This is a genomic window from Pseudoxanthomonas indica (genome assembly GCF_900167565.1).
In the GTDB taxonomy this organism is placed as follows: Bacteria; Pseudomonadota; Gammaproteobacteria; order Xanthomonadales; family Xanthomonadaceae; genus Pseudoxanthomonas_A; species Pseudoxanthomonas_A indica.
On sequence record NZ_FUZV01000001.1, the window covers coordinates 1,556,511 to 1,579,614 of the forward strand.

The 23,104-nt window shown below is 64.1% G+C and carries 18 protein-coding genes; 11 read left to right on the forward strand and 7 right to left on the reverse strand.

The window, feature by feature from the left end:
- Positions 1–65: 65 nt before the first annotated feature.
- From B5X78_RS07425 to B5X78_RS07435, 3 genes are read right to left on the reverse strand one after another with little or no spacing between them, the layout of a single operon-like run.
- Positions 66–1,409, reverse strand: a complete 1,344-nt coding sequence (locus tag B5X78_RS07425; RefSeq protein ID WP_079723784.1) for a sensor histidine kinase — start codon at positions 1,407–1,409, stop codon at positions 66–68.
- Positions 1,409–2,071 carry a response regulator transcription factor gene (locus B5X78_RS07430; protein WP_079723785.1) on the reverse strand — a complete coding sequence of 221 codons (663 nt, stop codon included), beginning with the start codon at positions 2,069–2,071 and terminating at the stop codon, positions 1,409–1,411. Before B5X78_RS07430 ends, B5X78_RS07425 begins: the two co-directional genes overlap by 1 nt.
- Entirely contained in the window at positions 2,071–2,415 is a 345-nt protein-coding gene (locus B5X78_RS07435) for a PepSY domain-containing protein (protein WP_139381445.1), read from the reverse strand. Before B5X78_RS07435 ends, B5X78_RS07430 begins: the two co-directional genes overlap by 1 nt.
- A 141-nt stretch (positions 2,416–2,556) precedes the next feature.
- Here B5X78_RS07435 and B5X78_RS07440 point away from each other — a divergent pair, with 141 nt between their 5' ends.
- From B5X78_RS07440 to B5X78_RS07455, 4 genes are all read left to right on the forward strand, one after another.
- Positions 2,557–4,572: a TonB-dependent receptor plug domain-containing protein gene (locus tag B5X78_RS07440; RefSeq protein ID WP_188444690.1), complete on the forward strand. Its 2,016-nt coding sequence runs from the start codon at positions 2,557–2,559 to the stop codon at positions 4,570–4,572.
- 1,988 nt (positions 4,573–6,560) lie between these two features.
- Positions 6,561–7,094 carry a hypothetical protein gene (locus B5X78_RS07445; protein WP_079723788.1) on the forward strand — a complete coding sequence of 178 codons (534 nt, stop codon included), beginning with the start codon at positions 6,561–6,563 and terminating at the stop codon, positions 7,092–7,094.
- The gene (locus B5X78_RS07450) at positions 7,094–9,754 is read left to right on the forward strand and encodes an AAA family ATPase (protein WP_079723789.1); all 2,661 of its coding nucleotides are present in this window, start codon (positions 7,094–7,096) and stop codon (positions 9,752–9,754) included. Before B5X78_RS07445 ends, B5X78_RS07450 begins: the two co-directional genes overlap by 1 nt.
- 249 nt (positions 9,755–10,003) lie before the next feature.
- A complete protein-coding gene (locus B5X78_RS07455; protein ID WP_079723790.1) occupies positions 10,004–10,261 on the forward strand; it encodes a SymE family type I addiction module toxin in 258 nt (85 codons plus the stop codon).
- Positions 10,262–10,576: 315 nt separating this feature from the next.
- Here B5X78_RS07455 and B5X78_RS07460 read toward each other — a convergent pair whose 3' ends face one another.
- On the reverse strand, positions 10,577–10,957 hold the full coding sequence (locus tag B5X78_RS07460) for a type II toxin-antitoxin system PemK/MazF family toxin (protein ID WP_217698646.1): 381 nt from the start codon (positions 10,955–10,957) through the stop codon (positions 10,577–10,579).
- A 14-nt stretch (positions 10,958–10,971) separates the two neighbouring features.
- On the reverse strand, positions 10,972–11,463 hold the full coding sequence (locus B5X78_RS07465) for a GNAT family N-acetyltransferase (protein WP_079723791.1): 492 nt from the start codon (positions 11,461–11,463) through the stop codon (positions 10,972–10,974).
- Between the two features lie 201 nt (positions 11,464–11,664).
- Here B5X78_RS07465 and B5X78_RS07470 point away from each other — a divergent pair, with 201 nt between their 5' ends.
- Positions 11,665–12,816 (forward strand): DJ-1/PfpI family protein, encoded by a 1,152-nt coding sequence (locus B5X78_RS07470; RefSeq protein ID WP_079723792.1) that lies wholly within the window; start codon positions 11,665–11,667, stop codon positions 12,814–12,816.
- A gap of 9 nt (positions 12,817–12,825) precedes the next feature.
- On the opposite strand, the gene B5X78_RS07475 is transcribed toward B5X78_RS07470, so the two are convergent.
- A complete protein-coding gene (locus B5X78_RS07475; RefSeq protein WP_079723793.1) occupies positions 12,826–13,218 on the reverse strand; it encodes a RidA family protein in 393 nt (130 codons plus the stop codon).
- A gap of 155 nt (positions 13,219–13,373) precedes the next feature.
- Here B5X78_RS07475 and B5X78_RS07480 point away from each other — a divergent pair, with 155 nt between their 5' ends.
- The 3 genes from B5X78_RS07480 (at position 13,374) to B5X78_RS07490 (ending at position 17,131) form a co-directional block, all read left to right on the forward strand.
- On the forward strand, positions 13,374–14,312 hold the full coding sequence (locus B5X78_RS07480; RefSeq protein ID WP_079723794.1) for a LysR family transcriptional regulator: 939 nt from the start codon (positions 13,374–13,376) through the stop codon (positions 14,310–14,312).
- A 115-nt stretch (positions 14,313–14,427) separates the two neighbouring features.
- Complete coding sequence (locus tag B5X78_RS07485; RefSeq protein WP_139381446.1) at positions 14,428–15,705, forward strand: hypothetical protein; 1,278 nt, start codon at positions 14,428–14,430, stop codon at positions 15,703–15,705.
- Between the two features lie 106 nt (positions 15,706–15,811).
- Positions 15,812–17,131, forward strand: coding sequence for a tyrosine/phenylalanine carboxypeptidase domain-containing protein (locus B5X78_RS07490; protein ID WP_079723796.1), 1,320 nt, complete (start codon positions 15,812–15,814; stop codon positions 17,129–17,131).
- Positions 17,132–17,140: 9 nt separating this feature from the next.
- Here the strand turns inward: B5X78_RS07490 and B5X78_RS07495 are convergent, their stop codons facing one another.
- Entirely contained in the window at positions 17,141–17,767 is a 627-nt protein-coding gene (locus B5X78_RS07495) for a dihydrofolate reductase family protein (RefSeq protein WP_079723797.1), read from the reverse strand.
- A gap of 185 nt (positions 17,768–17,952) precedes the next feature.
- Here B5X78_RS07495 and B5X78_RS07500 point away from each other — a divergent pair, with 185 nt between their 5' ends.
- The 3 genes from B5X78_RS07500 (at position 17,953) to B5X78_RS07510 (ending at position 23,045) form a co-directional block, all read left to right on the forward strand.
- Entirely contained in the window at positions 17,953–18,519 is a 567-nt protein-coding gene (locus B5X78_RS07500) for a hypothetical protein (protein ID WP_139381447.1), read from the forward strand.
- Entirely contained in the window at positions 18,519–19,433 is a 915-nt protein-coding gene (locus B5X78_RS07505) for a hypothetical protein (RefSeq protein WP_079723799.1), read from the forward strand. The genes B5X78_RS07500 and B5X78_RS07505 overlap by 1 nt, the downstream gene beginning before the upstream one ends.
- 189 nt (positions 19,434–19,622) lie before the next feature.
- A complete protein-coding gene (locus B5X78_RS07510; protein ID WP_139381448.1) occupies positions 19,623–23,045 on the forward strand; it encodes an autotransporter family protein in 3,423 nt (1,140 codons plus the stop codon).
- Positions 23,046–23,104 lie beyond the last annotated feature (59 nt).

Sequence of the window (23,104 nt, forward strand, 5' to 3'; positions counted from 1 at the left end):
GCCCTCTCCCGCTTTGCGGGAGAGGGGGCAAGAGCGAAGAGCGGGACTACGCGTAGCAGCACGCTTTACGCGCCGTCGCCGCTCCATTCGGCGGTGACGCGCAGGCCGCCCAGGTCTGATTGCGACAGGTGCAGTTGGCCGCCGTTGGCTTCGACCAGTTCGCGGGCGATGGCCAGGCCCAGGCCGGTGCCGCCGCTTTGGTCCAGGCGGCTGCCGCGGGCCAGGGCTTCATCGCGGCGTTCGGGGGCGATGCCGGCGCCGTCGTCGTCCACCTGCACGCGCGCCCAGCCGGGGCCGGCGTCGGCGTTCAGACGCACTTGCCGGCGTGCGTACTTGGCCGCGTTTTCCAGCAGCGCGCCGAGGATTTCCGACAGGTGCTCTTCTTCGATGGCCAGTTGCAAGTTGGCCGGCGCCTCCACCGCGAACAGCAGCTGCTCGCCCTTCTCGGTGTGCTCCAGCACGTTGACCACGCGCTCGGCCACCGCCTGCACATGCGCAGTGGCGCCACGCACCTGACCCAAGCGCGCAAGCCGCGTGCGGGTCAGTTCCGCATCCACCACCCGATCGATGGCCGCGATCGAACGATCCATGCCGTCGGCCGCGCTGTCCGCGCCGGCCTCACGCGCACGCCGGCTCTGCGCGGCCAGTGCCGCCAACGGGGTCTTCAAGCTGTGCGCCAGATCCGCCGCGCGACGCCGCGCCAGATCCAGATCCTTTTCGCGCACGCCGGCCAGCGAGTTGATTGCATCCACCAACGGCTGCACCTCGCGCACGTTGGCCGGTGGCAGGCGCGCATTGGCATCGCGTTCCAGCGCCGCCAGGTGGGCGCGCACGCGCGCCAGCGGGCGCAGGCCCAGGCTCACCTGCAGCCACGCCGCCAGCAACAGGACCGCCCACAACACCGCCAGGAACAACGCCAGCTCACGGCCAAACTCGCTGCGCGCGGTCGACAGCGGCGAGCTGTCCTGCGCCAGCTGCGCGATCACCGGCGGCCGATCCGACTCCACCACCAGTTGGCGATCCAGCACCACGATGGCTTCGCCAAACGGACCGGGCCGGCGCTGCAGGCGCCAGTGATCCTGCGGCGAGTCCTTCGGCACCGGCAGTGCGCTGTCCCACAGCGAACGCGAACGCAGCACGCCGGCCTGGGTGGTGATCTGCCAGTAGTAACCGCCGGCCGGCTTGCGCAGGCGGCTGTCATTGGGTTCGTCGCTCAGTTGCGGCCGGCCCTGCGCGTCCAGGTTCAAGCCACCCACCAGCGCCAGCGCATCGCGGGTCATCTCCGCTTCCAGCCGGCGCTCCAGGTGGCGCTCGAACAGCAGCGTCATCAGCAGCCAGGCCATGGCCAGCGCACACAGGATCGCCACGCCCGCGCCGGCCAGCAGCCGCCAGCGCAGCGAGGCGCGCATCACGGCGCGTCTTCCAGCAGGTAACCGAAGCCGCGCCGCGTCCTGACAATCTCGTTGCCGAACTTGCGGCGCAGGCGCGCGATGATCGCTTCGATGGCATTGGCATCGCCGTGATCGGCCACGCCATACAGATGCTCCGCCAGCTCGCCGGCCGGCACCGCGCGACCCGGTTGGTGGGCCAGGTAATCGAGCAGGCGGAATTCCAGCGGCGACAGCCGCGCCGGCGCGCCGTTCCAGGTGGCGCTCATGCGCACGGTATCCAGGCGCAGGCGGCCCACGTCCACGGTGGGCGTGAGTTTGCCCGCACCGCGCCGCACCAGCCCGCGCACGCGCGCCACCAGCTCGCCCATCTGGAACGGTTTGGACAGGTAGTCGTCGGCACCGGCCTCGATGCCTTCCACCTTCTCGGTCCAGTCGCCGCGCGCCGACACCACGATCACCGGAAACGATCGCTCCGCCGCGCGCCAGCGCCGCAACACACTCAGGCCATCCAGGCGCGGCAGGCCCAGATCCAGGATCACCGCGTCGTAATCTTCCACATCCCCCTGGTACCAGGCGGTCTGGCCATCACCCACGCCATCGACGGTGAAGCCGGCCGCTTCCAGCGCGCGCACCAGGTCGGCGCGGATGTCAGGCTCGTCTTCGACCACCAGACAACGCATCAATCGTCCTTGATCTTCAGGACCGCGGCGTTGCGCGCATCCAGATACAACTTGCGCACGCGGCCGGTGGGGGTGAGCACCTTGACCTTGTATTCCCACAGGCCGTCTTCGCGCTCGAGCTCCACTTCAATCACGTCGCCGGGCACGCGCTTGCCCACCACCTCCAGAATCTGCGCCAGCGGCACGATTTCGCCACGGCGCAGCAGCTCGCGCGCTTCGATATGGTCGTCCTTGCCGGCCAACGCCACGTACACGGGCGCCGATGCCAGCAGTGCAGCCAGCAGGGCCAGGCTCCGGCCACGGCGGAAGGGACGGTTCTTTTTGGGCTGGGTTGTCGTGTTCATGGGGCGCAGCATGCGAAAGCCGTCCTGACATCTGCCTGACGATCTGCGTCGACGGCATGTCAGGCAAGCCAGCATAGCCTGCCGGTCATTCCTGTTGGAAACGCACCGACCATGCGGCCACGCAACGACTGCACCCCTCTGTTGGCAAGCCTGTTGATGGCCTGCGCCACCGTTCTCCCGGCGGCGGCGCAGACCGCGGACACCGGCGCGGCCCCCCGCGCCGGTGTCTATCTTCCCGAGTTCTTCCGCGCCGCCGCGCCGGCCAACGCCTACGACATGGTGCTGCGCCTGCCCGGCTTCAGCCTGGTCGAAGCCGACGCCGACGTGCGCGGCTATGCCGGCGCCTCCGGCAACGTGCTGTTCGACGGCGCCCGCCCCACCAGCAAGCGCGAAGACGTATCGCAGCAACTCAAGCGCATCCCCGCCGGCGCGGTGGAGCGCATCGAGCTGATTTACGCCGGCACCCCCGGCGTGGACATGGGCGGCTATGCCGTGCTGGCCAACGTGGTGCGCCACCGCGAAGCCAGCACCGAGTGGGCGGTGGAAGCCGGCGCCGTCGCCGCCACCAACGGCTGGACCGCGCCGCAGGGCCAGCTGGAATACGGCCGCCGCTGGAACGACAACGCGCTGGACCTGTCGCTGAAACTGGAGCCCGAGCTGGACGACGACACCGGCCGCGGCCACATAAGCACGCGCGAGTTGGAGAATGGCGAGAGCGAGCGCAGCGCCTGGGACACCCGCACCACCAAGCAGAACACCGAAGCCGGCGTGAGCTGGCGCCAGCCGCTGGCCGCAGGCCGGCTGACCCTCACCGCCAACCTGCGCGGCGAAGACACCCGCACCCGCAGCACCCTGAGCGGCGGCGAAGAAGACGAGCGCATCAGCGAAGACGAGGACTACCGCGAAACCGAACTGGCCGCGCGCTACGTGCGCCAGTTCGCCGGCCGCACCACGGTGGAAGCCATGGCCAGCCGCCAGCGCGGCGACCTGCAGAGCGAGGAGGTTTCGCAGGAAGGCGAAGACCACGAACGCTTCCGCCAGGACACCGACACCGGCGAGACCATCGGCCGCATCGAACTGACCCACGCCCACAACGACAAACTCTCGCTGCTCGGCGGCATCGAGGCCGCGTACAACTTCCTGGACGGCAACAGCCAGCTGGAAGAAAACGGCGCGCCGGTCTTCCTGCCCGGCTCGCGCGTGCGGGTGGAAGAACAGCGCGCCGAAGCCAGCGCCGGGCTGGCGTGGCGACCGGCCGAGGCGTGGACGCTGGAAGCCGGCATGCGCCTGGAGCAATCGAAGATTTCGCAGACCGGCGACAGCGCGCTGGAGCGGCGCTTCACCTACCCCAAGCCGCGCGTGGCCGTGCGCTGGACGCCGAGTGAGCGCAACCAGTGGCGGTTGGCGATATCGCGCGAGGTGGGGCAACTGGATTTCGAGGACTTTGCCGCCAGCGCCTCGCTGGAAGGCGGCACCGTCAGCGCCGGCAATGCCGAGCTGCAGCCCGACCGCAGCTGGCGCAGCGTGCTGGGTTGGGAACACCACTTCAACGAAGACGCCGCGCTCACCCTGAACTGGACGCACGACCGCATCAGCGACGTGGTGGACCGCGTGCTGGTGGTGGATGGCGATGACGTGTTCGACGCCCCCGGCAATATCGGCGACGGCCGCCGCGACACCCTGGCGCTGGAACTGGCCACCCCGCTGGACGCCTGGGGCCTGCGCGGCTTCCACCTGCGCACCAGCCTGCTGTACCGCCAGAGCCGCGTCACCGACCCGGTCACCGGCGAGCAGCGCGGGATATCCGAAGAGAAGCCGTTTGAAGGCGAGATTGAACTGCAGCAGGAACTGCCCACGCTACGGATGAACTGGGGCGTGCAGCTGGAACATATCGCCGAGCGCGAAACCAAGTACCGCTATGACCGGATTACCCGCGAGTCCGAGGCGATGGGCTGGACCCTGTTTGCCGAGCGCCGGACTGGGGAGCATTGGCGGGTAAGGGCCGAGGCCACCGATCTGTTTGGGCGCGGGTTTCGGGAGGAGCGGGAGAAGTGGGAGGGGACGCGGGCGGATGGGGCCAGCAATGAAGTGGAGTTGAGGAAGCGGGTTTCGCCGGGGTTTGTGGGGGTTACGGTGAGGAGGAGTGTGGGGGGGTGAACGCGTGCAACCCCCAGTGCCCACGCCGCGCCGCTCAGAAAAATCTGCCTCGACAGAAACTAGTTCGACCTAAGAGAAACCCGGGGTCCGCGCAATCGCTCCCTTGCAGACTGCCGAATCGACCTCGCCAAGAAACGCTGCCACCCTATGAGTGGCCGTAGAACTCAGGGGTTCCATCTGTCCGGCGCAAAGACCATTCCCGGCTTGTACGCCCGATAAGTTAATATTGGAGATAAGAACTCTGGGGACGAGTTGCTAGGTTAAGAGGGGAGCAGAATGACACTGGACGTGGTCACCTATGAGCGTCGAATACTAGTCGGATCTGAGCTGTGGCTTTGCATCGGACAGCTGAGTCGTAGCAAAAACGAACTGACTCCCGCACATCGAAATCGAGCAGCTGCTGACGCCGTGTGCGCACTGCTCGAATGCAACGCGGATGGACTCGCACCCATTGACCTGGATTGTGACAATCCACTTCTCACTCGACTACTTGTACTGCCAGAACTGAGCCTCGGATTCGACGATTGGTCGCTTATCGACCAGGCCATTAGAAACTACAATAAAGCGATTCTCGTAGTCGCGGGATTCGGCTTCACAAAGGTCAAATCGCTTCGCACCCGCCTACATTTTCCTGAAGGCACGTCTGACGGACGAAACGTCAACTTCGGCTGTGTCTGGGTAAAACTTCCTGCATCCGGCGACACGGAAGAATTACACGACGCCCACTATTACTGCAAAAACTTTCCTGAGCAGACGGAGGAGCAGCCCGCCTTCGACCCTGTTCGAGCGACCTCCCACAAGGCCTTGATTTTCCAAGATTGCACATTCGCGCCTCTAATATGCGCTGACCTACTTGCAGATTCTGAAGCTCAGAAGCCAAATGCTGTCGATCAATTAAAAACACTGAAACAGGAAAATGGTAAGCCACTCATTGTCGCTGCAAGCGTTCTGCAAGAAACACCATGGCACGGAATATGGAGCAGTCGGCTAGATCGAGTGACAGACTGCGGATTCGTCCTCGCGCTTGCCAACTACTCTCATAAGGTCCGACCCGCAACTTATGACGATGACCCCAATCGGAATCTCAGTGGCGCTTATGCTGCCGCAGGCACCATAAATGGCACCCTGCCGGACTCAATTGATTGCAGCGCGCGAGACGGCCAGACTGCAAGGGGGACGGTGCTCCGTGACTCATGCGAAGTTTTCACAGCCGGATTGCTTCGAGTAGAGAATTTCTCGTCGACAAAGGGCCGCCATCTTTGGCTTGTCCGATGGGGTCAAACGTATTCAAACGCAGCCTTCACCCGAATTAGTACAAGGCTTACCTACGAGATCCCGCGGATATGTCATCGAACCAAGCACCTCCAACCTTCGGCCAGCGCAATTTCGAGAGTTACATCTCACCTTGAAGAAGCAGACGACGCGAGGAAGGCTTCCTTCTTTCTATCAATTTCTGAGGGCCCTAACAGCACCTCCACGGATCCTAATCCGTCACTTAATTCTTCGACGAATAAGAGCATGGAGAATGCACTCAGGGTAGCTGACGCGCTGTCGCGATCGTCGTACTTCCCTTGGCCAACAGATCTCCAACCCACACTTATGGTCAACATTCCCACAACTGAGCAGGATCCAAGTCTGAGATGTTCCGCATACGTTTGGAGCAGCACGAAAGAGCATTGGTCAGGCATGGCAAGCTCTCTTCAATCATACATTGATGACCCGATCCCCCGACCTGCTCTTGTGGTCTTCGCAGAAGACATGAACGGGATACCACTTAACCAAGATGATGTGACCTTACAGTTCGATACGACGGGGCCGAGGGAAGACGCTCAAGTTGACTCGACAGCACCGCGCGCTCACGCGAATACCGTCATCGCTCTCCCCTTCTCGACGGGTTTAAGAATTAGCAGCGTAGTTGATACGGGTACCTACCCGGATACGATTGCTCAACTTCGGATCTCAATACTAACTGCAGCAGGTTTGATCCCGTGACGACTACTTCCCGTGACCTTACATTACTCCTGTCGCAGGTCGGCATCGTCGAACATGGGCCACAGATCGACCTTCTCCCCGGCGTGGCGGCCAAGGTCTATCGCTCAAGCTATGTACGGCTATACATAGCTCTCTGCGAACAGGACACGGAACTCAACTGGCCCGAGATAGTTCGAATTGTGGATAAGAAGGTGCTGGAGGATATTCGCGGCGAAGAACTGAAAGATGGTGGCGTCGTAGACGCTCATGTGTGCTTCGTAGCTAACGATGCTGAGTCGGCTTCCCTCTGGGCTCTGAGAAACGAGAGAACTGTACGCAACGTGTCACGCAAGTATTGGTTGAGCACCTCAGAGTTCCCTAGCCAGCTCCTCAATCGCCTTCCGATTCTGCCCATTTCCGATCCGCCCAACGTGCAGCGTTCAGAGACCCTCCAACTTGCGGCAGATGACTCCAACTGGTTGGATAGTCTCATCGCGGAGGGGCCATCGTTAACTTTCACAAAATTCACGTCAAATTTGGATTCCAACTAATGGCCGTGCTAGTTGATAACCTTAGCGTTGCAGCATTCGGCGGAATACGAACGAGCTTAGATCTCGATCTAACTGCGCCACTGACGCTCATCTACGCGCCAAACGGCACTGGGAAGACATCGCTAATCGAGTCTATAGACTGGCTTTACGGAGGCGATATTCGCGAAGCTCGATGCAAGGTCGCAAGCAACCTGGAGCCAACCAAGGTCGCTATCAGCGCCGTCATTGGCTCGAAGCCGGTTAGCGCCATGCGCGCAATTGATTCCGGCAGGTCGTCAAGAGTTTCTAACGGTGCGCAGGTAGGCGAAGCCGAATTCTTGCAGAGTCTCGCGCCCGATTGTGACGTTTCCGAACTCTCGGCTATCTCTCGAATTCCGAAACTTAAAGCCTATCTTTCATCCAATCATGTGCTTGGTGTTGGTGCGCTTGGCAGACTTATCGATAGCGAGAATGCTGACGCCAGAGCTGATGCCATGGCGGATCTGGCGGGGACAAGGATCCAGCGGAATGCTCAGAAGGTTATGGACCTGTATCGCAAGAAGCTTCTTGAACGACGGGCAAGACTCGAATCTGAGCTGTCTCGATTCATTGAGCTAGAAGAACAGTACCTGAAGCTTTCGAAGGATAGGGCCGACATTGACGCCCTTGTAAAGGAGGCGAGCAGGCTTCTCGTTGGATCTGATCAAGATGTCGCTGACTTTGAGCGTCTGACAATCGTGGCAAACAGAGAACTCGAGGACCTAAGAGTTCGCATGGAATCTCTTTCGGAACTTCGGTCCGTACTCACGTTACTGTCGACTTTCGATAAACCAGATCATTCGATGCAGATCTCAAGCCTGGAGGACGAGATTCGTGATCTGAGTTCTTCCTTACGGCGCGACAACGAGCAATCTGTGGAGACTTCTCGACAGAATGACCTGCTTGCTGCCGAAGTAGCCGACCTGAAGAAGCTTGGGGATGCACTTCTAGATTTGAACGCCGTATGTGGCGACACCGAAACACTTCATGAGGCTCGATTAGCAGCCAGCAGCCTTGCCTCGTTCTCGAGCATCGAAGTTGCCGCTAATCGTCTTGAAGCCCTCGCGGTCACTCCGTCGGAATTTCTGCACGACACGTCGACCCTTCGAGATCTCCAACTTCGTTCTAACGAGATTCAAAAGTTGCTTGTTGAGATGAGATCTGAAGACCAACTTCAGGCTGAGGTTATCGCGAAGGAGCGTTCTATCTCCGAAAGCGCGACGACTCGGCGCGCCTTGAGTACGCTCAGGTCTGATGCTGTCAGGATAGCTATGCTTGCGCATCAGCATGATGGGCAAGGTACATCCTGCCCGTCATGCGGCCATGATTGGGTCACTCGCTCTCAGCTTGAACAGGCTTTCCAAGATTCACTTCAGCAAATGCCCCACGCGGAAGCGCATCTGCTTGTTTCAGAGGCGTCACTGCTATCGGATGTAGAGCTCTTGCGCTCTGAAATCGCTTCACAACGATTCCGTCGAGAGGAACTTCAGAAGGCAGACGCTGAAATCGAGATACACCTGAAACGAATCAGCGACGCGAATGCACTTGCTCGTAGATTTGGACTTGATTCTGCTGCCAGCATTAGCCATGAGACCATTCAACAGGCTCAAAGGAATCTTAGGGTAGCCGAGAAGCTAGCGGTCGTAGACCAACTGTATTCCACACACTCAGACTGGAAGGCTATCCCGGAGTCGACAACTCCTGCTTCCGCAGCAAAGATTGCTGCTATAGCGGCAGCTTCAGCTCACTCTAAACTTCTGCGTAGCGAGCATTCGCTTGAAGCTCTTGGTGCGTCAATTGAGCAGGACAGTGCTTCTATATCGGAGCGGGAAGGCGTACTTAGATCATTAAGAGAGAGCGTTGCAGTTCATGAAAGTCTGCGCTCGAAGTTACAAGTTCTTCAAAGCCACCTTGGGCTCAATCTTACGACTTCAGCCCATCTGAAGGAGGTGGACGATCAACTAGTTCTTCGCCAGAAGGACGTCCGTGCTGCATTGGAACATCTCCGTGCAGCGGGAGACATTCAAGGGAAAACTGCTCTTGGATTGGAGGCGGAGAAGGCATCGATTGCTGCTGGTGCACTTGCAAAAGATATTGAATCCCTTGACGCGGAACTCATTCGAGTACATCGCGTACACAGTCAAGTCGAGAAGCAGGCGGAACATCACCGAGAAAGGCTAGTAGCCACAGTTGGCCCGTCGGTCAGCCAGCTCTTTCAACGAATGCAGGTGAACAGAGTTTTCGATTCGGTGTCTGTGGGCCCCTCATTCGAGTTGGAGGGCTTGCTTGGGCGATTCTCGCTTCAACCGGAATTGTTTAGCACGGGCCAGCGCCAAGACCTAGCCCTTGCATTCTTTCTGGTGCGAGCATTTGCTATGGGAGGCAGCTTCTTTTTGGACGAGCCATTGGCTCACCTCGACGACGTAAACCGAGTTGCCGTACTGGATACTCTTCGATCGTTCGTGCTTTCCGGTCGAGACTCAACTCAGCGTACGCGGCTTGTCCTGACCACCGCGAGCTGGACTACGACTCGACATGTAATTCAGAAGTTCATGAAGGTTCAAGACGAGGAGACTCTTCTTCGCGCGTATCAGCTTACGGGGAATGTCAGCACTAACGTATCGTTGGTTGAACTTGCGTAGCGAAGCTACGTGGGGGATCGGAGAGCGACTTTGCGAGTCCAAGCTGCATTTCCTACAGATAGCTCAGAAGTTACGTAGGCGCGGTAGCGGGGTTTTCTGACAGCGCTTGACCGCTCGAAGGGCTAATGTTGATTGGCCAGTTGAGCCTTCACCTTGACTTCGCTCGGCAAAATAAAAAACGCGCGGGCCGCAGGTGCTACCAACACCCACGGCCCGCTAACCACCAACAGCTAACTCAAGGAGCTGCCAATGGCTAACGCCAATCCTAAATCACGCCCACGCAAACAAGAACGCACCCTCACCATCAGCACCTCGGGCTACCAGCCGCCCGACCGCGACGACCAGCTGCGCAGCCGGGAGTTCATGAGCTGCGAGGACAGCCGCCCCTATGTCTCCGTGCCCTACATCCGCCTCAAGGGGCAATGGCTGGCGGAGGCCGGGTTCCACCGCCGGCACCAGGTGCGCGTGGAGATAAGCCACGGAAGGCTGGTCATCACCGCCAAGTAGGCGCACCCGACCCCGGCCTGGCCGGGGTTTTTGTTGGCACAAGGCAAATGACTGCATCGGCAAGGCTTTTTGCCTCGCGTACCGGGCAAAAGGCCTGGCGAGCGGAGTTCCGAGCTCCGTCGGCGATGCTTTTTGCTTCGCGCGCCGGGCTACCGGGCATCACGCGCAAGGCTCCGAGCCTTGCAGCCGAAGCAAAAAGCTCCGCGCGCAAGGCTTTTTGCTTCGCGCGCCGCCCGTTTTGCCTTGTGCGCCGGCCAAAGTGCCTTGCACCCGGAGCTCTTTGCCTGGCGGGCGGCCCGGTGCCCGGGCCGCGGGTCAACGGCCGCGGAAGTGGGATGCCTGTAGAAATCGCAACGCGGCAACGACCTGGTCGGCCCGCTGGCGGGAGAGCGAGCCGATGCGCTCGCCCAGGCGCTCTTTGGCGATGCTCGACACCTGCGAGGCGATGACCACGCTTTGCCGCTCCAATCCGCCCTCGCCTGCCTCCAGCAGAATCACCCCCGGCTCCGACGCCCGCTTGAGGTTGGAACTCAGCGAACAGACCACCACGGTGCCGATGCGGGAATGATTGAAGACATCATCCTGCACCACCACCTGCGGATGCGGCGAGCCGGAGAGGGAACCCATCTGCTCGTCCGCCGCCACCCAGAAGATGTCGCCGTAGTTGATGTGCGCGCTTGTTTCGTCTTGCTGCAAGTTCGCTCTCTTCTTCACCCGCTCTCCCCCAGCGGCCGATACATCACATACACATCCACCAGCCCCCGCTGCTGATGCCGGAATGCCTTCGGCAGCGTACCCACAATCGAGAACCCCAACTTTTCATACAACTTGACCGCCGGCGCATTGCTGCTGACCACGTAGTTGAACTGCATGGCCACGTAGCCCGCCTGCTCGGCCAGCGCAATGCTGTGCTCCACCATGGCGCGGCCAATGCCCTGGCCTTGTGCGGCGGCGCCGACCAGATACGTGGCGCTGGCGATATGCGCGCCGCGATCCGGATAGTTGGGCCCCAGCTTGTACATGCCCAGCACGCGCGCGTCGTCCACCGCCACGTACGCCGTATGCGTGCCGAACCAGTGGCTGCGGAAGGTGACGTGGTCCAGCGATTCGGCAAACGGCAACGCATCGCCGCTGACGATGACGGACTGGAAGATGTCCCACATGGCGGCAAGGTCTGCCGGGGTGGCGGGTCGTATCTGCACGCGAACTCCGGATGGATGACCCGATACTTTCATCGAGGTGAGCCGCAGGGCAGCTCGGAGGGGCGGATTGTCGGGCCCGCACGCACCGTTGTCGAACCCGCCTTGCATCACCGCATCTCGCCGGCCAGAACAACTAATGTCATTGCCGCTGCCAAGGCACGTTGTTAGCGTGCACTCTTTCGCTGACGGAACTCGTTGACCATGCGCGTGCGGCATCTGTGGCTGGGGGGCGCGGGGTTGTTCGCGCTGGCGCTGGCGGGATTCGGGCTGTGGCTGCTGCACCTGCCCACGCCGGTTGCGCTGGCGAACCCGCCCACCCTCGCGCAGGCCGAAACCGACGCCCTCCTGGCCGCTCTCAAGCCGCCCAAGCGTGCGCGCCCGCTGGTGGCGGTGGTGGGCATCAACGACGCCACCGAGACCACGGACTATCTGGTGCCCACCGGCATCCTGCGGCGCGCGGACGTGGCCGATGTGCGGATGCTGGCCAGCGCGCCCGGGCCGGTGCGGCTGTTCCCTGCGCTGACCGTGCAGCCCGATGCCACGGTCGCGGCGTTTGATACGCGCCATCCGGACGGCGCGGATTACGTGATCGTGCCGGCCATGAGCCGCGATGACGATCCCGCCGTGCTGGCGTGGCTGCGCGCGCAGGCCGACAAGGGCGCGATCATCATCGGCGTCTGCGCCGGCGCCAAGGTGGTGGCGGCGGCGGGCCTGCTCGATGGCAAGCGCGCCACCACGCACTGGTACTACCGCGAGCAGCTGCTGCAGCGCAATCCTTCAATTCACTACGTCGCCAACCGGCGCATCGTGGTCGACCACGGCGTCGCCACCACCACCGGCATCAGCGCCTCGCTGCCGATGATGCTGACGCTGGTGCAGGCCATTGCCGGGCGTGACAAGGCGCAAGCAGTGGCCGCGCAACTCGGCATGGTGCGCTGGGACGCGGGCCATGACAGCGGCCGCTTCCAGTTCACCCGCCCGTTTGCCAGCACCGTGCTGGCCAATACGCTGGCCTTCTGGCAGCGCGAAGAACTGGGGATTTTGTTGCAGCTCGGCATGGACGAGGTGTCGCTGGCGCTGGCGGCCGATGCGTGGTCGCGCACCTACCGGTCGCGGGTGTCGAGCTTCGCCTTCTCGTCGGCGGCGGTGGACACCTGGAACGGGGTGCAGGTGATTCCCGATGGAGTGGCGGGCGAATGGCCGGTCGACCGACGGGTGACCAGCTTCGCCAGGCAGGCGCCCGCGCGGGTGCTGGATCACACGCTGACCGCCATCGCCGCCCGTTACGGCGAGCCCACGGCCGACGTGGTGGCCATGCAGCTGGAATACCCGCGCGAGGTCACGCGCCGCTGATCGCCGGCCTCAGCCCGGTATCCGCGCAATCACCTTGATCTCGAAATCAAACCCGGCCAGCCAGGTCACGCCAATCGCGGTCCAGTTGGGATACGGCGCTTCGGGAAACACTTCGCCCTTCACCGCCATGATGGTGGCGAACTGGTGCTCCGGATCGGTGTGGAAGCTGGTGACATCGACGATGTCATCCAGTCCGGCGCCGCCGGCTTTGAGCGTGGCTTGCAGATTGGCGAAGGCCAGGCGCACCTGCTTCTCGAAGTCCGGCTCGGGCGAACCGTCGCTGCGGCTGCCGACCTGGCCGGAGACAAACAGCAGATCGCCGGAGCGGATAGCGGCGGAGTAGGTGTGGTTCTGGTAGAGCTCGTGACGACCGGCGGGGAAGACTGCGTCGCGCTTGGCCATGGGGGTTCTCCTGTTGGGCTTGCCGTGGGGGATGGGACACGCGGTCCCGGTGCATGCGATCACTCTAGGCCGCGGCGGCAGGCGGATAAACCGCTCGAACGCGCAAGCACTGTTTGTAGAATCCAAACAATCCCCCGCTCCCCTCTGGAACCTCCATGGACCGTATCGACGCGATGCAGGCCTTTGTCCGCGTGGTGGAAACCGGCAGCTTCACCAAGGCCGCCGAAACGCTGCAGGCCAGCAAGACGCGGGTGACGCAGTTGGTGAAGCAACTGGAAACCCATCTGCGCGTGGAGTTGCTCCACCGCACCACCCGCAAGGTCAACGTGACCGCCGATGGCGCGGCCTACTACGAACGCGCGGTGCGGCTGCTGGCGGATCTGGACGATGCCGAAACCAGCCTGTCGGCCGCGTCCGACACCCCGCGCGGACGCTTGCGGGTGGATGTGCCCACGCCGCTGGCGAGCCTGGTGGTGGTGCCGGCCCTGCCCGGCTTCCATGCGCGCTATCCGGATCTGCAGCTGGACCTGGGCGTGAGTGATCGCAAGGTGGATTTGATCGACGAGAACGTGGACTGCGTGGTGCGCGGTGGCGAGCTCAGCGAAACCTCGCTGCGCGCGCGGCATGTGGCGGATCTGCCGCTGGGCGTGTACGCCGCGCCGGATTACCTGGCGCGCAATGGCACGCCGGAACATCCGCAGGCGCTGGAAGACAGCCATCACCGCATCATCGGCTATCGCGGATCGCGCAGCGGCCGGCCGCTGGCGCATGTGATGCAGCGCGGTGACGAGCAGCTGAGCCTGCAGGGCCGGCATGTGCTGTCGGTGGATGACGGCAATGCCTATCTGGCGGCGGGCATCGCCGGCATGGGGGTGATGTGGTTGCCGCAGTACATGGCGCGCACGCCGCTGGCGCGCGGCGAGCTGGTGCCCTTGTTCGAGGACTGGCAGTTGCAGGCGATGCCGTTGTATGTGGCGTTTCCGCCCAGCCGGCATGTGAGCCGCAAGCTGCGGGTGTTCATCGACTGGATGGTGGAGGTGCTGGCGGAGCACGCGCCGGCGATCCAGCCGCCGGCGGGCCATGCCGTGGCGTGAGTGACGACGAACGGGGCGCGGGTGGACGCCTGCATCACGGGGGCGGGGAGTACGCTGGCCTTTCTCCTGTTGCCGTCTCTCAAAGGTGTTCCCCTACTCTTCCACGCGCTGGGGTGTGACTCTTCGCGCTGCGGTGATCGCGGTGGCGTGGCTGGCGGGTTCGGCGTCGACGGTGGCGCAGGACGCGCCGGATTGCACGCGCGGCTTGCTGGAAGCGCTGGGCTGGCGCTTTGTGGTGGCGGATGTGGCGCAGGTGCGGATCGAGCCGGGGACGCCTTGCGACCGTAGCGATCTTTCCGCGGCGCAGGCAGCGGGCGATCTGGTGGTGCGCGTGCCTGCCGGGATGGATGCGGTCTCACTCGCGCGTCTGGAGCGTGATCTGCTCGCTCATCCGGCCACGCACTGCGCCTACGGTTTCCAGCTGGGCACGGCGACGCGGCGGGCGGTGGACCAGCTGAGCGCCAACGCGGGCTATCGCTTCTCGGCGCTGCAGGTGGGCTGGATAGGCTTCGGCCCGAGCGGTTCGGCGCGCGATGGCTGGGAGCCGATTGCCTCCTTCGGCCGCGGCTACCAGCCGCGTGCGGGCAACTACCGCGCCATCCAGGCGTTCTACGCCGGGCAGGTGCGCAGCGAATGCGGCGTGGGACGGCAGGTGGCGCAGTACGCGACGCAGGCGGAGTTGTACGGGCGCGAGGGATTTGATGTGGCCTTTGACGCCGACGAGATTGTCATCGGCACCTTCTTGCGCCTGCATCGCACGCGCAGCATCCTGCTGGGGTCGGAGGCGGGCGAGTTCACCCGCGACGGGCGTGCGGTGGCGGCGTCGCGCAGCGGGCGGCAGGCGTTCATGGGCTTGCCGGGTTTCATCTTCCACGTGCTGGATCGCGACACGCTGGATGATCTCAACAACCAGGCCGAGAACTTCGTGGTGTATGACGTCGGCGAATCGGCGGCTGCACTGCTGCGCCAGCATGGCGGCTTCGAGTATTACAACCAGCGCAACCGCACCATCTGGGAACTTGCGCGCCGTCTGCCCGGGCGCAAGACGCATGGCTACTTCCAGCGGTTGCTGGTCGAACGCGAGCCGGCCTTGCGTGCGGCGTTGTCGGCGAGCGAGCGGGACACGGTGGCGCGCATCGATGCGGAACTGGCCGACCCGTTCTATCGCGAGTTCGCCATCTACGTGCACAAGCAGGGGGTCAAGCCGGTCGGCTTCCATATCGTCCGCCTGCTCGACCTCAATCCACGCACGCCGTTCCAGATCGAGCTGGCGCTGCACAACCTGCACACCACTTTGTATGACCGCTATGTGGCGTACTCGCTGGATGCGTGCGGCGGTGGCGGCCGGTCGCTGCAGGCCGGCCGCGGTCCGACCCGCCCCGCCGTGGACTAGGGGGCGGGCGGGCGCGCGCTTTCCCGACCAGCGGCGCCGGATGGGCACACGCCGGATCTAAGGTGCGCAGGCAGGCCGCTTCGCCACCCCTTCGAGGATCTCCGCCATGGCTGCGCACCCCGCCCCCGCCGTTACGTCGGAACCGCCCGAGTCGCTCGCGCGCCTGCAAGCCTGGGATCGCGCGCTGGTGTCACTGGGCAAGAAGATCACCGTGCTCAAGAGCATCGAGTGGCCGGCGGAGATGGAGGATCGCTTCCTCGCCTCGTGGCGACGCGGCGCGCCGGAGTTGCCGACGCCGCCGACCACGGTCAAGACCTTTCCCGAATGCGAAGACGGCCTGCAGGCGTTGATGCGGGAGATCGACACCGGCCATCCCATCGGCCACTGGTTGTACAAGACGGCGTGGAGTTACCTCGTGGCGGCGCGGATGCTGGCCGGCGCCGGCACGCCCGAGTTCACCCGCTGCTCGATGCTGCTGTACGGGCGACCCGACGTGGCCTACCGCAGCCAGGAGCTGACCAGCGCCGACAGCGCGCGCGAGATGCTGCAAATCACCGACGACGTGATGGGGCGCGGCACGCTGGAAATGACCGAGGCCAACATCCCCGCCGACGTCTTCGCCGAGCGGCTGCGCGCGCATATCACGCCGATCTTCGATCGTGATCGGGTCGATGTGGTGCTGGATCCCAACCTGGCCTCCAAGGCCACCGCCTGCAGCAAGCGCATCAACCTGCGCGCCACCGCGCTGTTCTCCGAGCGTGACCTGCACCAGCTGGCCGAGCATGAGGCCTTCGTGCATACGCTCACCGCCATCAATGGCCGCAACCAGCCTTACTTCAAGGCGCTGGGGCTGGGCGCGCCGCGCACCACGCGCACGCAGGAAGGGCTGGCGACGTTCTCGGAAATCATCACCGGCGCGATTGATCTGGCGCGGCTGCGGCGCATCGCATTGCGGGTGGTGTGGCTGGAGAAGGCGCTGGCGGGGGCGGACTTCATCGAGGTGTTCCGTGGCTTCCTGGAGGCGGGGCAGACCGAGGTGGAAAGCTATCGCAGCGCCGCGCGCCTGTTCCGTGGCGGCGATGTGCGCGGGCGCGTGTGCTTCACCAAGGATGGTGCGTATCTGGACGGGGTGATGGTGGTGCACGCCTTCGTGGTGAAGACCTTGCAGGAGGGCCGGCCCGAACTGCTGCCGATGTTGTTTGCCGGCCGGCTGACCACCGCCGATGTGATCACCCTGGCGCCGTATCGCGAAACCGGGCTGATCGCGCCCTCGCGCTACATCCCGCCGTGGGCGCGCGACCCGCAGCGGGTGTTGGCGACCATGGCGTATTCGGCGGCGGCGCGGCGGCTGCGGATGGATACGTTCGATCTGCAGCGCTTCGTGGAATACGAGGATGAGGTGGTGGCGGATTCGGGGTTTGCGTAGCGCAGTGCGCTAGGCGGTCGCCGGCCGATACACCTGCGCGATCGAACCCAGCGGGAAGGCGGTGGAGCTGATCAGTTCCAGCGGCCGCGACGTGACCAGGTCGGAGAAGATCGGTTCGCCACCGCCCAGGGCGATGGGGTGGACCATCAGCACGAACTCGTCGACCAGGTTGGCGGCAATCAGGCTGCGCGCAAAGGCGGCGCCGCCGATGGCGAGGATGGGTGCGCCGTCCTGCGACTTCAGCTGATGGATTTCCTCGGCCAGGTCGCCGGTGGCTACGTGCGCTTGCGCCCAGCTGTCGGCGCCGGGGTGCAGCGCTTGGGCGTCGCCTTTGCTGGCGCGCGCGTCCTGGATGGCTTTGGCCGCGCCCTCCAATACGGCGGGCCCTTCCTTCGAGAACACGGCTTTCGGGATCCGGTTCATCTCCGGCGCGAACACGTTGTCGGCCGTGGGCCAGAACGGCGCCATCGCCTGGAACGAACGCTTGCCCATGATGATCAGCCCGGCGCGCTTGAACACTTCCAGCTTCCAGGCAATCGCTTCCTGGTCACCGCTGAAAATCCAGCGGGTGTCGCCATCGCGGCCGCAGACAAAGCCGTCCAGCGACATCGACATGGTCAATAGCAACTTGCGCATGGGGATCTCCTGTGTCCCGCCGGGCCGGAAGGCCGGGATCTTCGGGTTTCCTGCTACGACGAACCGGAAGGCCGGAAATCGACAGCGGTCCGTCGGCAGCGCCCGTGGCCGGTTTTTGCCGGAACAAGGGACTCTGACCCCTGTTTCATTGGCTTATAGTGGCGGCGGGGAAACAGGGGATTTCGATGAAACTTTCGCGCGGCTGCGCCATGGCGGTGGCGGGGGCTTGCCTGTGGGTGAGTGCGCCGGCCATGGCCGATACGTACTACTACTACTGCTATCTGGAAAACGCGTACGGCGGTGGCGGTTACGCCTACACGCCGATCATGCAGACCTCGGTGGCGCTGGACGAGCGGGCCACGGGGTTTGCCTACGCCGATTTCGCCTCGCATCTGCTGGCGGACTCCAGCAGCATGCGCACCGGCTGCTACCGGGGCACCAACCTGAAAGGCGTGCAGGAGTCGCATGACTACCAGGTCAAGCAAGGTGGCATGGAGGTGGCGTGGAATGATCCACCGATTCCGTCGGAGCCGGTGGTCGAGTACCCGGTCACCGACTCGCTGATCATCGAGGAAGCCGAGCCGCTGACCGTGCCACCCGAGGTCATGGAAGCGCGGGCGATGGAAGAACAGCGTCGCCGCTCCGCCGCGATGGCCAAGGTGATGGCGGAGAACGCGCGCCGCGATGCGCAGTTGGAAGCGGACCTGCAGAAGGTCCGGGAACGCGATCGTCGCCGCGGGAGGATGCAGTGATGCGCGCGCTCCTTCGCAAGCTGTTGGTGCTGGCGGCGGTGCTGGCTTCGGCCAGCGCTATCGCGCAGACGCCGCAGCGCATCGAGATGGGCCAGGTGACCAGCGGCAAGGCCGTCGGCGATGGCGGCAGCTTCTACGCGTTTGCCGGCGCCATGGGTACGCGGCTCAAGGTGTATCTGGTGGTCGAGGGGCTCGCGGCCGTGGTGTTGTACGACGCCGATGGCAAGGAACTGGCGGCCCAGCAGGACAACTACGGCGGCATCCTGCAGCACACGCTGGAGGAAGACGGCATCTATCTGATCGGCATCAGCAGCGCCAGGACCGACGTGCCGTACACGGTGCTGGTGGAAGGCCAGGTGCCGCGCATCGAGTTGGTGTACGACGATGAACCTGCCGCCGCTGCGACGGATGCGCTGACTGCGAGCAGTGCCACTGCCGCAATCACGGCAGTGCCCGCGCCCGCAGCGACGAGTGCCGAAGCCAAGCCTGCGGTGTTCACCGGCGATCCCGCCGTGTGGGGCTTGTATACCCGCCTGGTCGGACGCCGCACGCAGGCGCCGGAAGGCCGCTATCGCATCGTCTGGCGCTGGCAGGATCCGGGCAAGGTGCTGCTGGAAGATTGGGAAGACGCGAGCGGCAAGGTGCGTTACAGCAACACCATCACCCCGACCGGCGAGCCCGGCGGCATCCAGATGCACACCAAATATCTGGGCGGCAAGGATTGGGACGGCAGGATCGATGCCGACGGCAACATCCACTACATCGGCAAGGGACTGCTGAAGCTCCCGTACCGGATCAGCCTGGCCGAGGGCGATGTGTTCGAGATGCGCCGCGAGCAGAACCGCGGTGGCCAGGTGGTGGTGCAGCCGGCACAGAAATATGCGCGCTGGGAGATGGAAGCCGCGGCGCCGTAGCAGACAGCGATCGGCTTCGCTCGCACGGCGGTTCGCACCGGTTTCGCGTTGCCGTCTGTCAGATCATTCGCCACAGAGGCGCTTGCGCTGATCCGCCAGTAGAAATACTGGCTCGTTCTACGTACCTGCACGGTTGTGCCGGCAATCTGAGCCGGTACAACGGGCGCAATCCCTGGATGGATGAGCGCCATGCACGTACAGAAGCAACCGTTGGCCTGGGCCGTTGCATTGGGTGTGTCGGGGCTCGCCACGCAAGGTCACGCGCAGCAGGTGGGGCCGGGATCACTCACCAGCACGGTGCAGGTGAGCTCGGGTGAGGTGACGATGGTGGGTGGCACCAGCGTGGATGTCAGCGCCGGCACCAGCACGCCGGCCACGCAGGTCAGCGGGGGAACGCTGATCATCGACATGCAGGCCGGGACGCCAGGACCGATCACCCTGCGCACGCAGCGCGGTGCGGCGTTGTACGCCAACGGCGGAACGATCCTCGTGGATCACGGCGTCAACATCCTCAGCACCACCGGGCCGGCGATGCTGAGCGATTCGGCCAGCAGCCTGATTCGCGTAGCGGGCGCGCTGGTGACCAACACGGGCAACGCGCGTGCGGCGGGCGCATCGGCCGGGCGCATCGAGATCAGCGACAGCATCTTCAACGATCCCGCGCTGGGCGCCGGCAGCGGCAGCGGCTTTGCGGCCGAAGGCAGCGGCGTCATCGCCATTGGCGGCGGCAACCGTCTGTTCACCGGCAACTTCACCAATGCCGTGGCGCTGGCCGCCAACGGGCCCGCTGCACGCATCGAAGTGAACGGTGATCTGCCGGTGGTGATGAATGGCCAGGGCGCCATCGGTGTCTACCTGTACAACAACGGCCAGGTGAGCAGCACGGCGCCGCTGCGGATTGCCTTCAACGGCACCGGCTCGGTGGGCCTGATCGTGGATGGTTCGACGATGGCGGCGCCGCTGCAGGGTCTGCAACTGCAGTTCAACAACAACACCGCCGGGCGCAGCGCGGGCCTGGGCGTCACTGCGGTCAATGGTGGCGTGGCCGAGGTGTCCGGCTTGCAGATGGGCGGCGTCGGCGCGGCGCTGGGTGCGTGGGCGCGGGCCGGCTCGACCATCAACCTGAGCGGCAACAGCGTCATCGACATCAACGCCAGCAGCAACGCACAGACCTACAACTTCAGCCCGGGGCCGACTTCCTCGTTCATCACCGGGCCGTTGTTCGCCAGCGTCAGCGCACCCTCGCAGCGCGCGGGCCTGCTGGCGCAGCGCGGCACCATCAACAGCACCGACACCACCATCAACATCAACAGCAGCGAAGGCTATGGCGTGTATGCCGGCCAGAACGGCACGGCCCTGAGCGAGATCAACCTGCTGCACAACCAGGTGACCGTACGCACGAGCAACCAATATGGCTACGGCCTGTTCGCATCGGCGAACGGGCAAATCAACGCGGAGGATTCGGTCGTGGACGTGGCCGATGGCGTGGCCGCGGTGTACATGTTCGGTTACGTCAACAACGCCACCAACCAGCCCGCCAGTTTCGCCACCGAGGTGCACTTGACCAACTCGAACGTGATCGCCAGCGGCAGCAGCTACGGCCTGTACTCGGTCAACCAGACCAAGGGCATGCAGAACACCTTCAGCATGGACGGTGGCAGCCTGGTCAGTGATCAGTTCGCGATCATCGGCGTGGGGCCGCTGGCCGCCACGCTGAGCGGGGCCAGCGTGCGCGGCAGCCAGGGGCTGCTGGGCGCGTCGGTGGCCGATCCGGCCTATGGCGAAGCGACGGTGATCGATCTGACCGCCAACAACAGCGTGCTGGAAGGATTGGCTGAGGCCGAAACCGGCGCGCAGGCCAACATCAGTTTGAACGACAACTCGCACTGGACCGGCGGCGCCTGGAATGTCACCCAGGTCGCGGTGGACGCCAGCAGTCTGTGGACGCTGCCAATCGAGTCGACGGTGTCCGGACTGGTCTCCAACGCGGGCACCATCGAGTTCACCGCACCGCAGGGCGATGTCTACAAGAACCTGTTCACGCAGTCGTATGTGGGCGCCGCGGGCAGCCTGCTGGTGATGAATACCTACCTGGCCTCGGACGATTCGCCTACCGACAAACTGATCATCGATGGCGGAACCGCCACCGGCAGCAGCCTGATCCGCGTGGTCAATGCCGGCGGCCCGGGCGCGGTGACGCTGGCCAACGGCATTCCGTTGGTCGAGGTGATCAACGGTGGCGCCACCCAGGCCGATCTGTTCGCGCTGGCCGCGCCGGTGTTCGCCGGGCCGTATGTCTATCGCCTGCATCAGGGCGGGCCCTCGCCCGGCACCGAGCAGTTCTGGTTCCTGCGATCGGCGATTGATTGCTCGGCGCCCAATGCGCCCACGCCGCCCTGTCCTGCGCCACCGGATCCGCCCGATCCACCGCCACCGGATCCGCCGCCGGATCCGCCGGACCCGCCGCCGCCGAATCCGGATCCGCCGGGCCCACCACCGGATCCGCCGCCGCCGCCACCCGATCCGCCACCGCCGCCGGATCCCCCGCCGCCGGACCCGCCGGATCCGCTGCCGCCGCCGGATCCCGCGCCCGAGCCGCCCGAGTACCGCGACGAGGTGTCGTTGTATACGGCGCTGCCGGCGATGGGCCTGCGCTACGGCTGGGCGACGCTGGGCAACCTGCACGAGCGCGTGGGCGAGCAGGAGCAGCTGCGCGCGCGTTCCGACCTGCGCGGCAGGAACAGTTTCAACGGCGCCTGGATTCGCGTGATAGGCGAGGATGGCGATGTGCGCGGCAGTCGACGCGGCATCTATGGCGAAGGTCCCAAGTACGACTACAGCATCGTCGCGCTGCAGGTGGGCATGGACGTGTACGCGAAGGAAGACGCGGACGAGGACAACGTGCGTGACCATGCCGGCTTCTACGTGGGCGATGGCCGCATCCGCACCTCGGTGCATCACTACGATGGCAGCTACGCCGGTCGCAACGAAGTCGAAGGGCCTTCCGTGGGTCTGTACTGGACGCGCTACGGCGATCAGGGTGACTACCTGGATCTGGTCTGGCAGGGCACCTGGGCCAAGGGAACCGCGCGCTCGTCCAATGGGCAGACGCTGGAGCGGCGCGGCTTCGGCTGGGCGATGTCGGCGGAAACCGGCTACCCCTGGCACTACAGCGACGAAGATCCGGATCGCATCATCGAACCGCAACTGCAACTGATCTACCAGCACGCGGACAAGGACCAGGACGCCGACGCCTACGCCGATGTGCGTTTCCGCGAAATGGAATCGCTGGCGGGCCGGCTGGGATTGCGCTGGGCCGATTCGCGCAAGCTCGAGCCGACCAACGAGGGCATACCACGCCTGTTCACCGGTTGGTTGCGGGTGAACCTGTGGCATGAGTTCCGCGGCCGGCCGGTCACCGAGTTTTCCTCCGCCGCCGGCTACATTCCGTTTGCAGCCGACATCAGCGGTTCGTGGTGGCAGTTGAACGCCGGCATGACCTGGCAATGGGGTGCAGCGACGTCGCTGTACGCCAATGTCGGCTACCAGCATGGCTTCAGCCGCAGCTTCGAAGCGTGGGATGGAAAAGTGGGCGTGCGCTGGAACTGGTGAGCTGACTGCCAGCGTCCACGGCATGCCATAAGGCACCCTGCCCTTCGCTACGCCAGCGC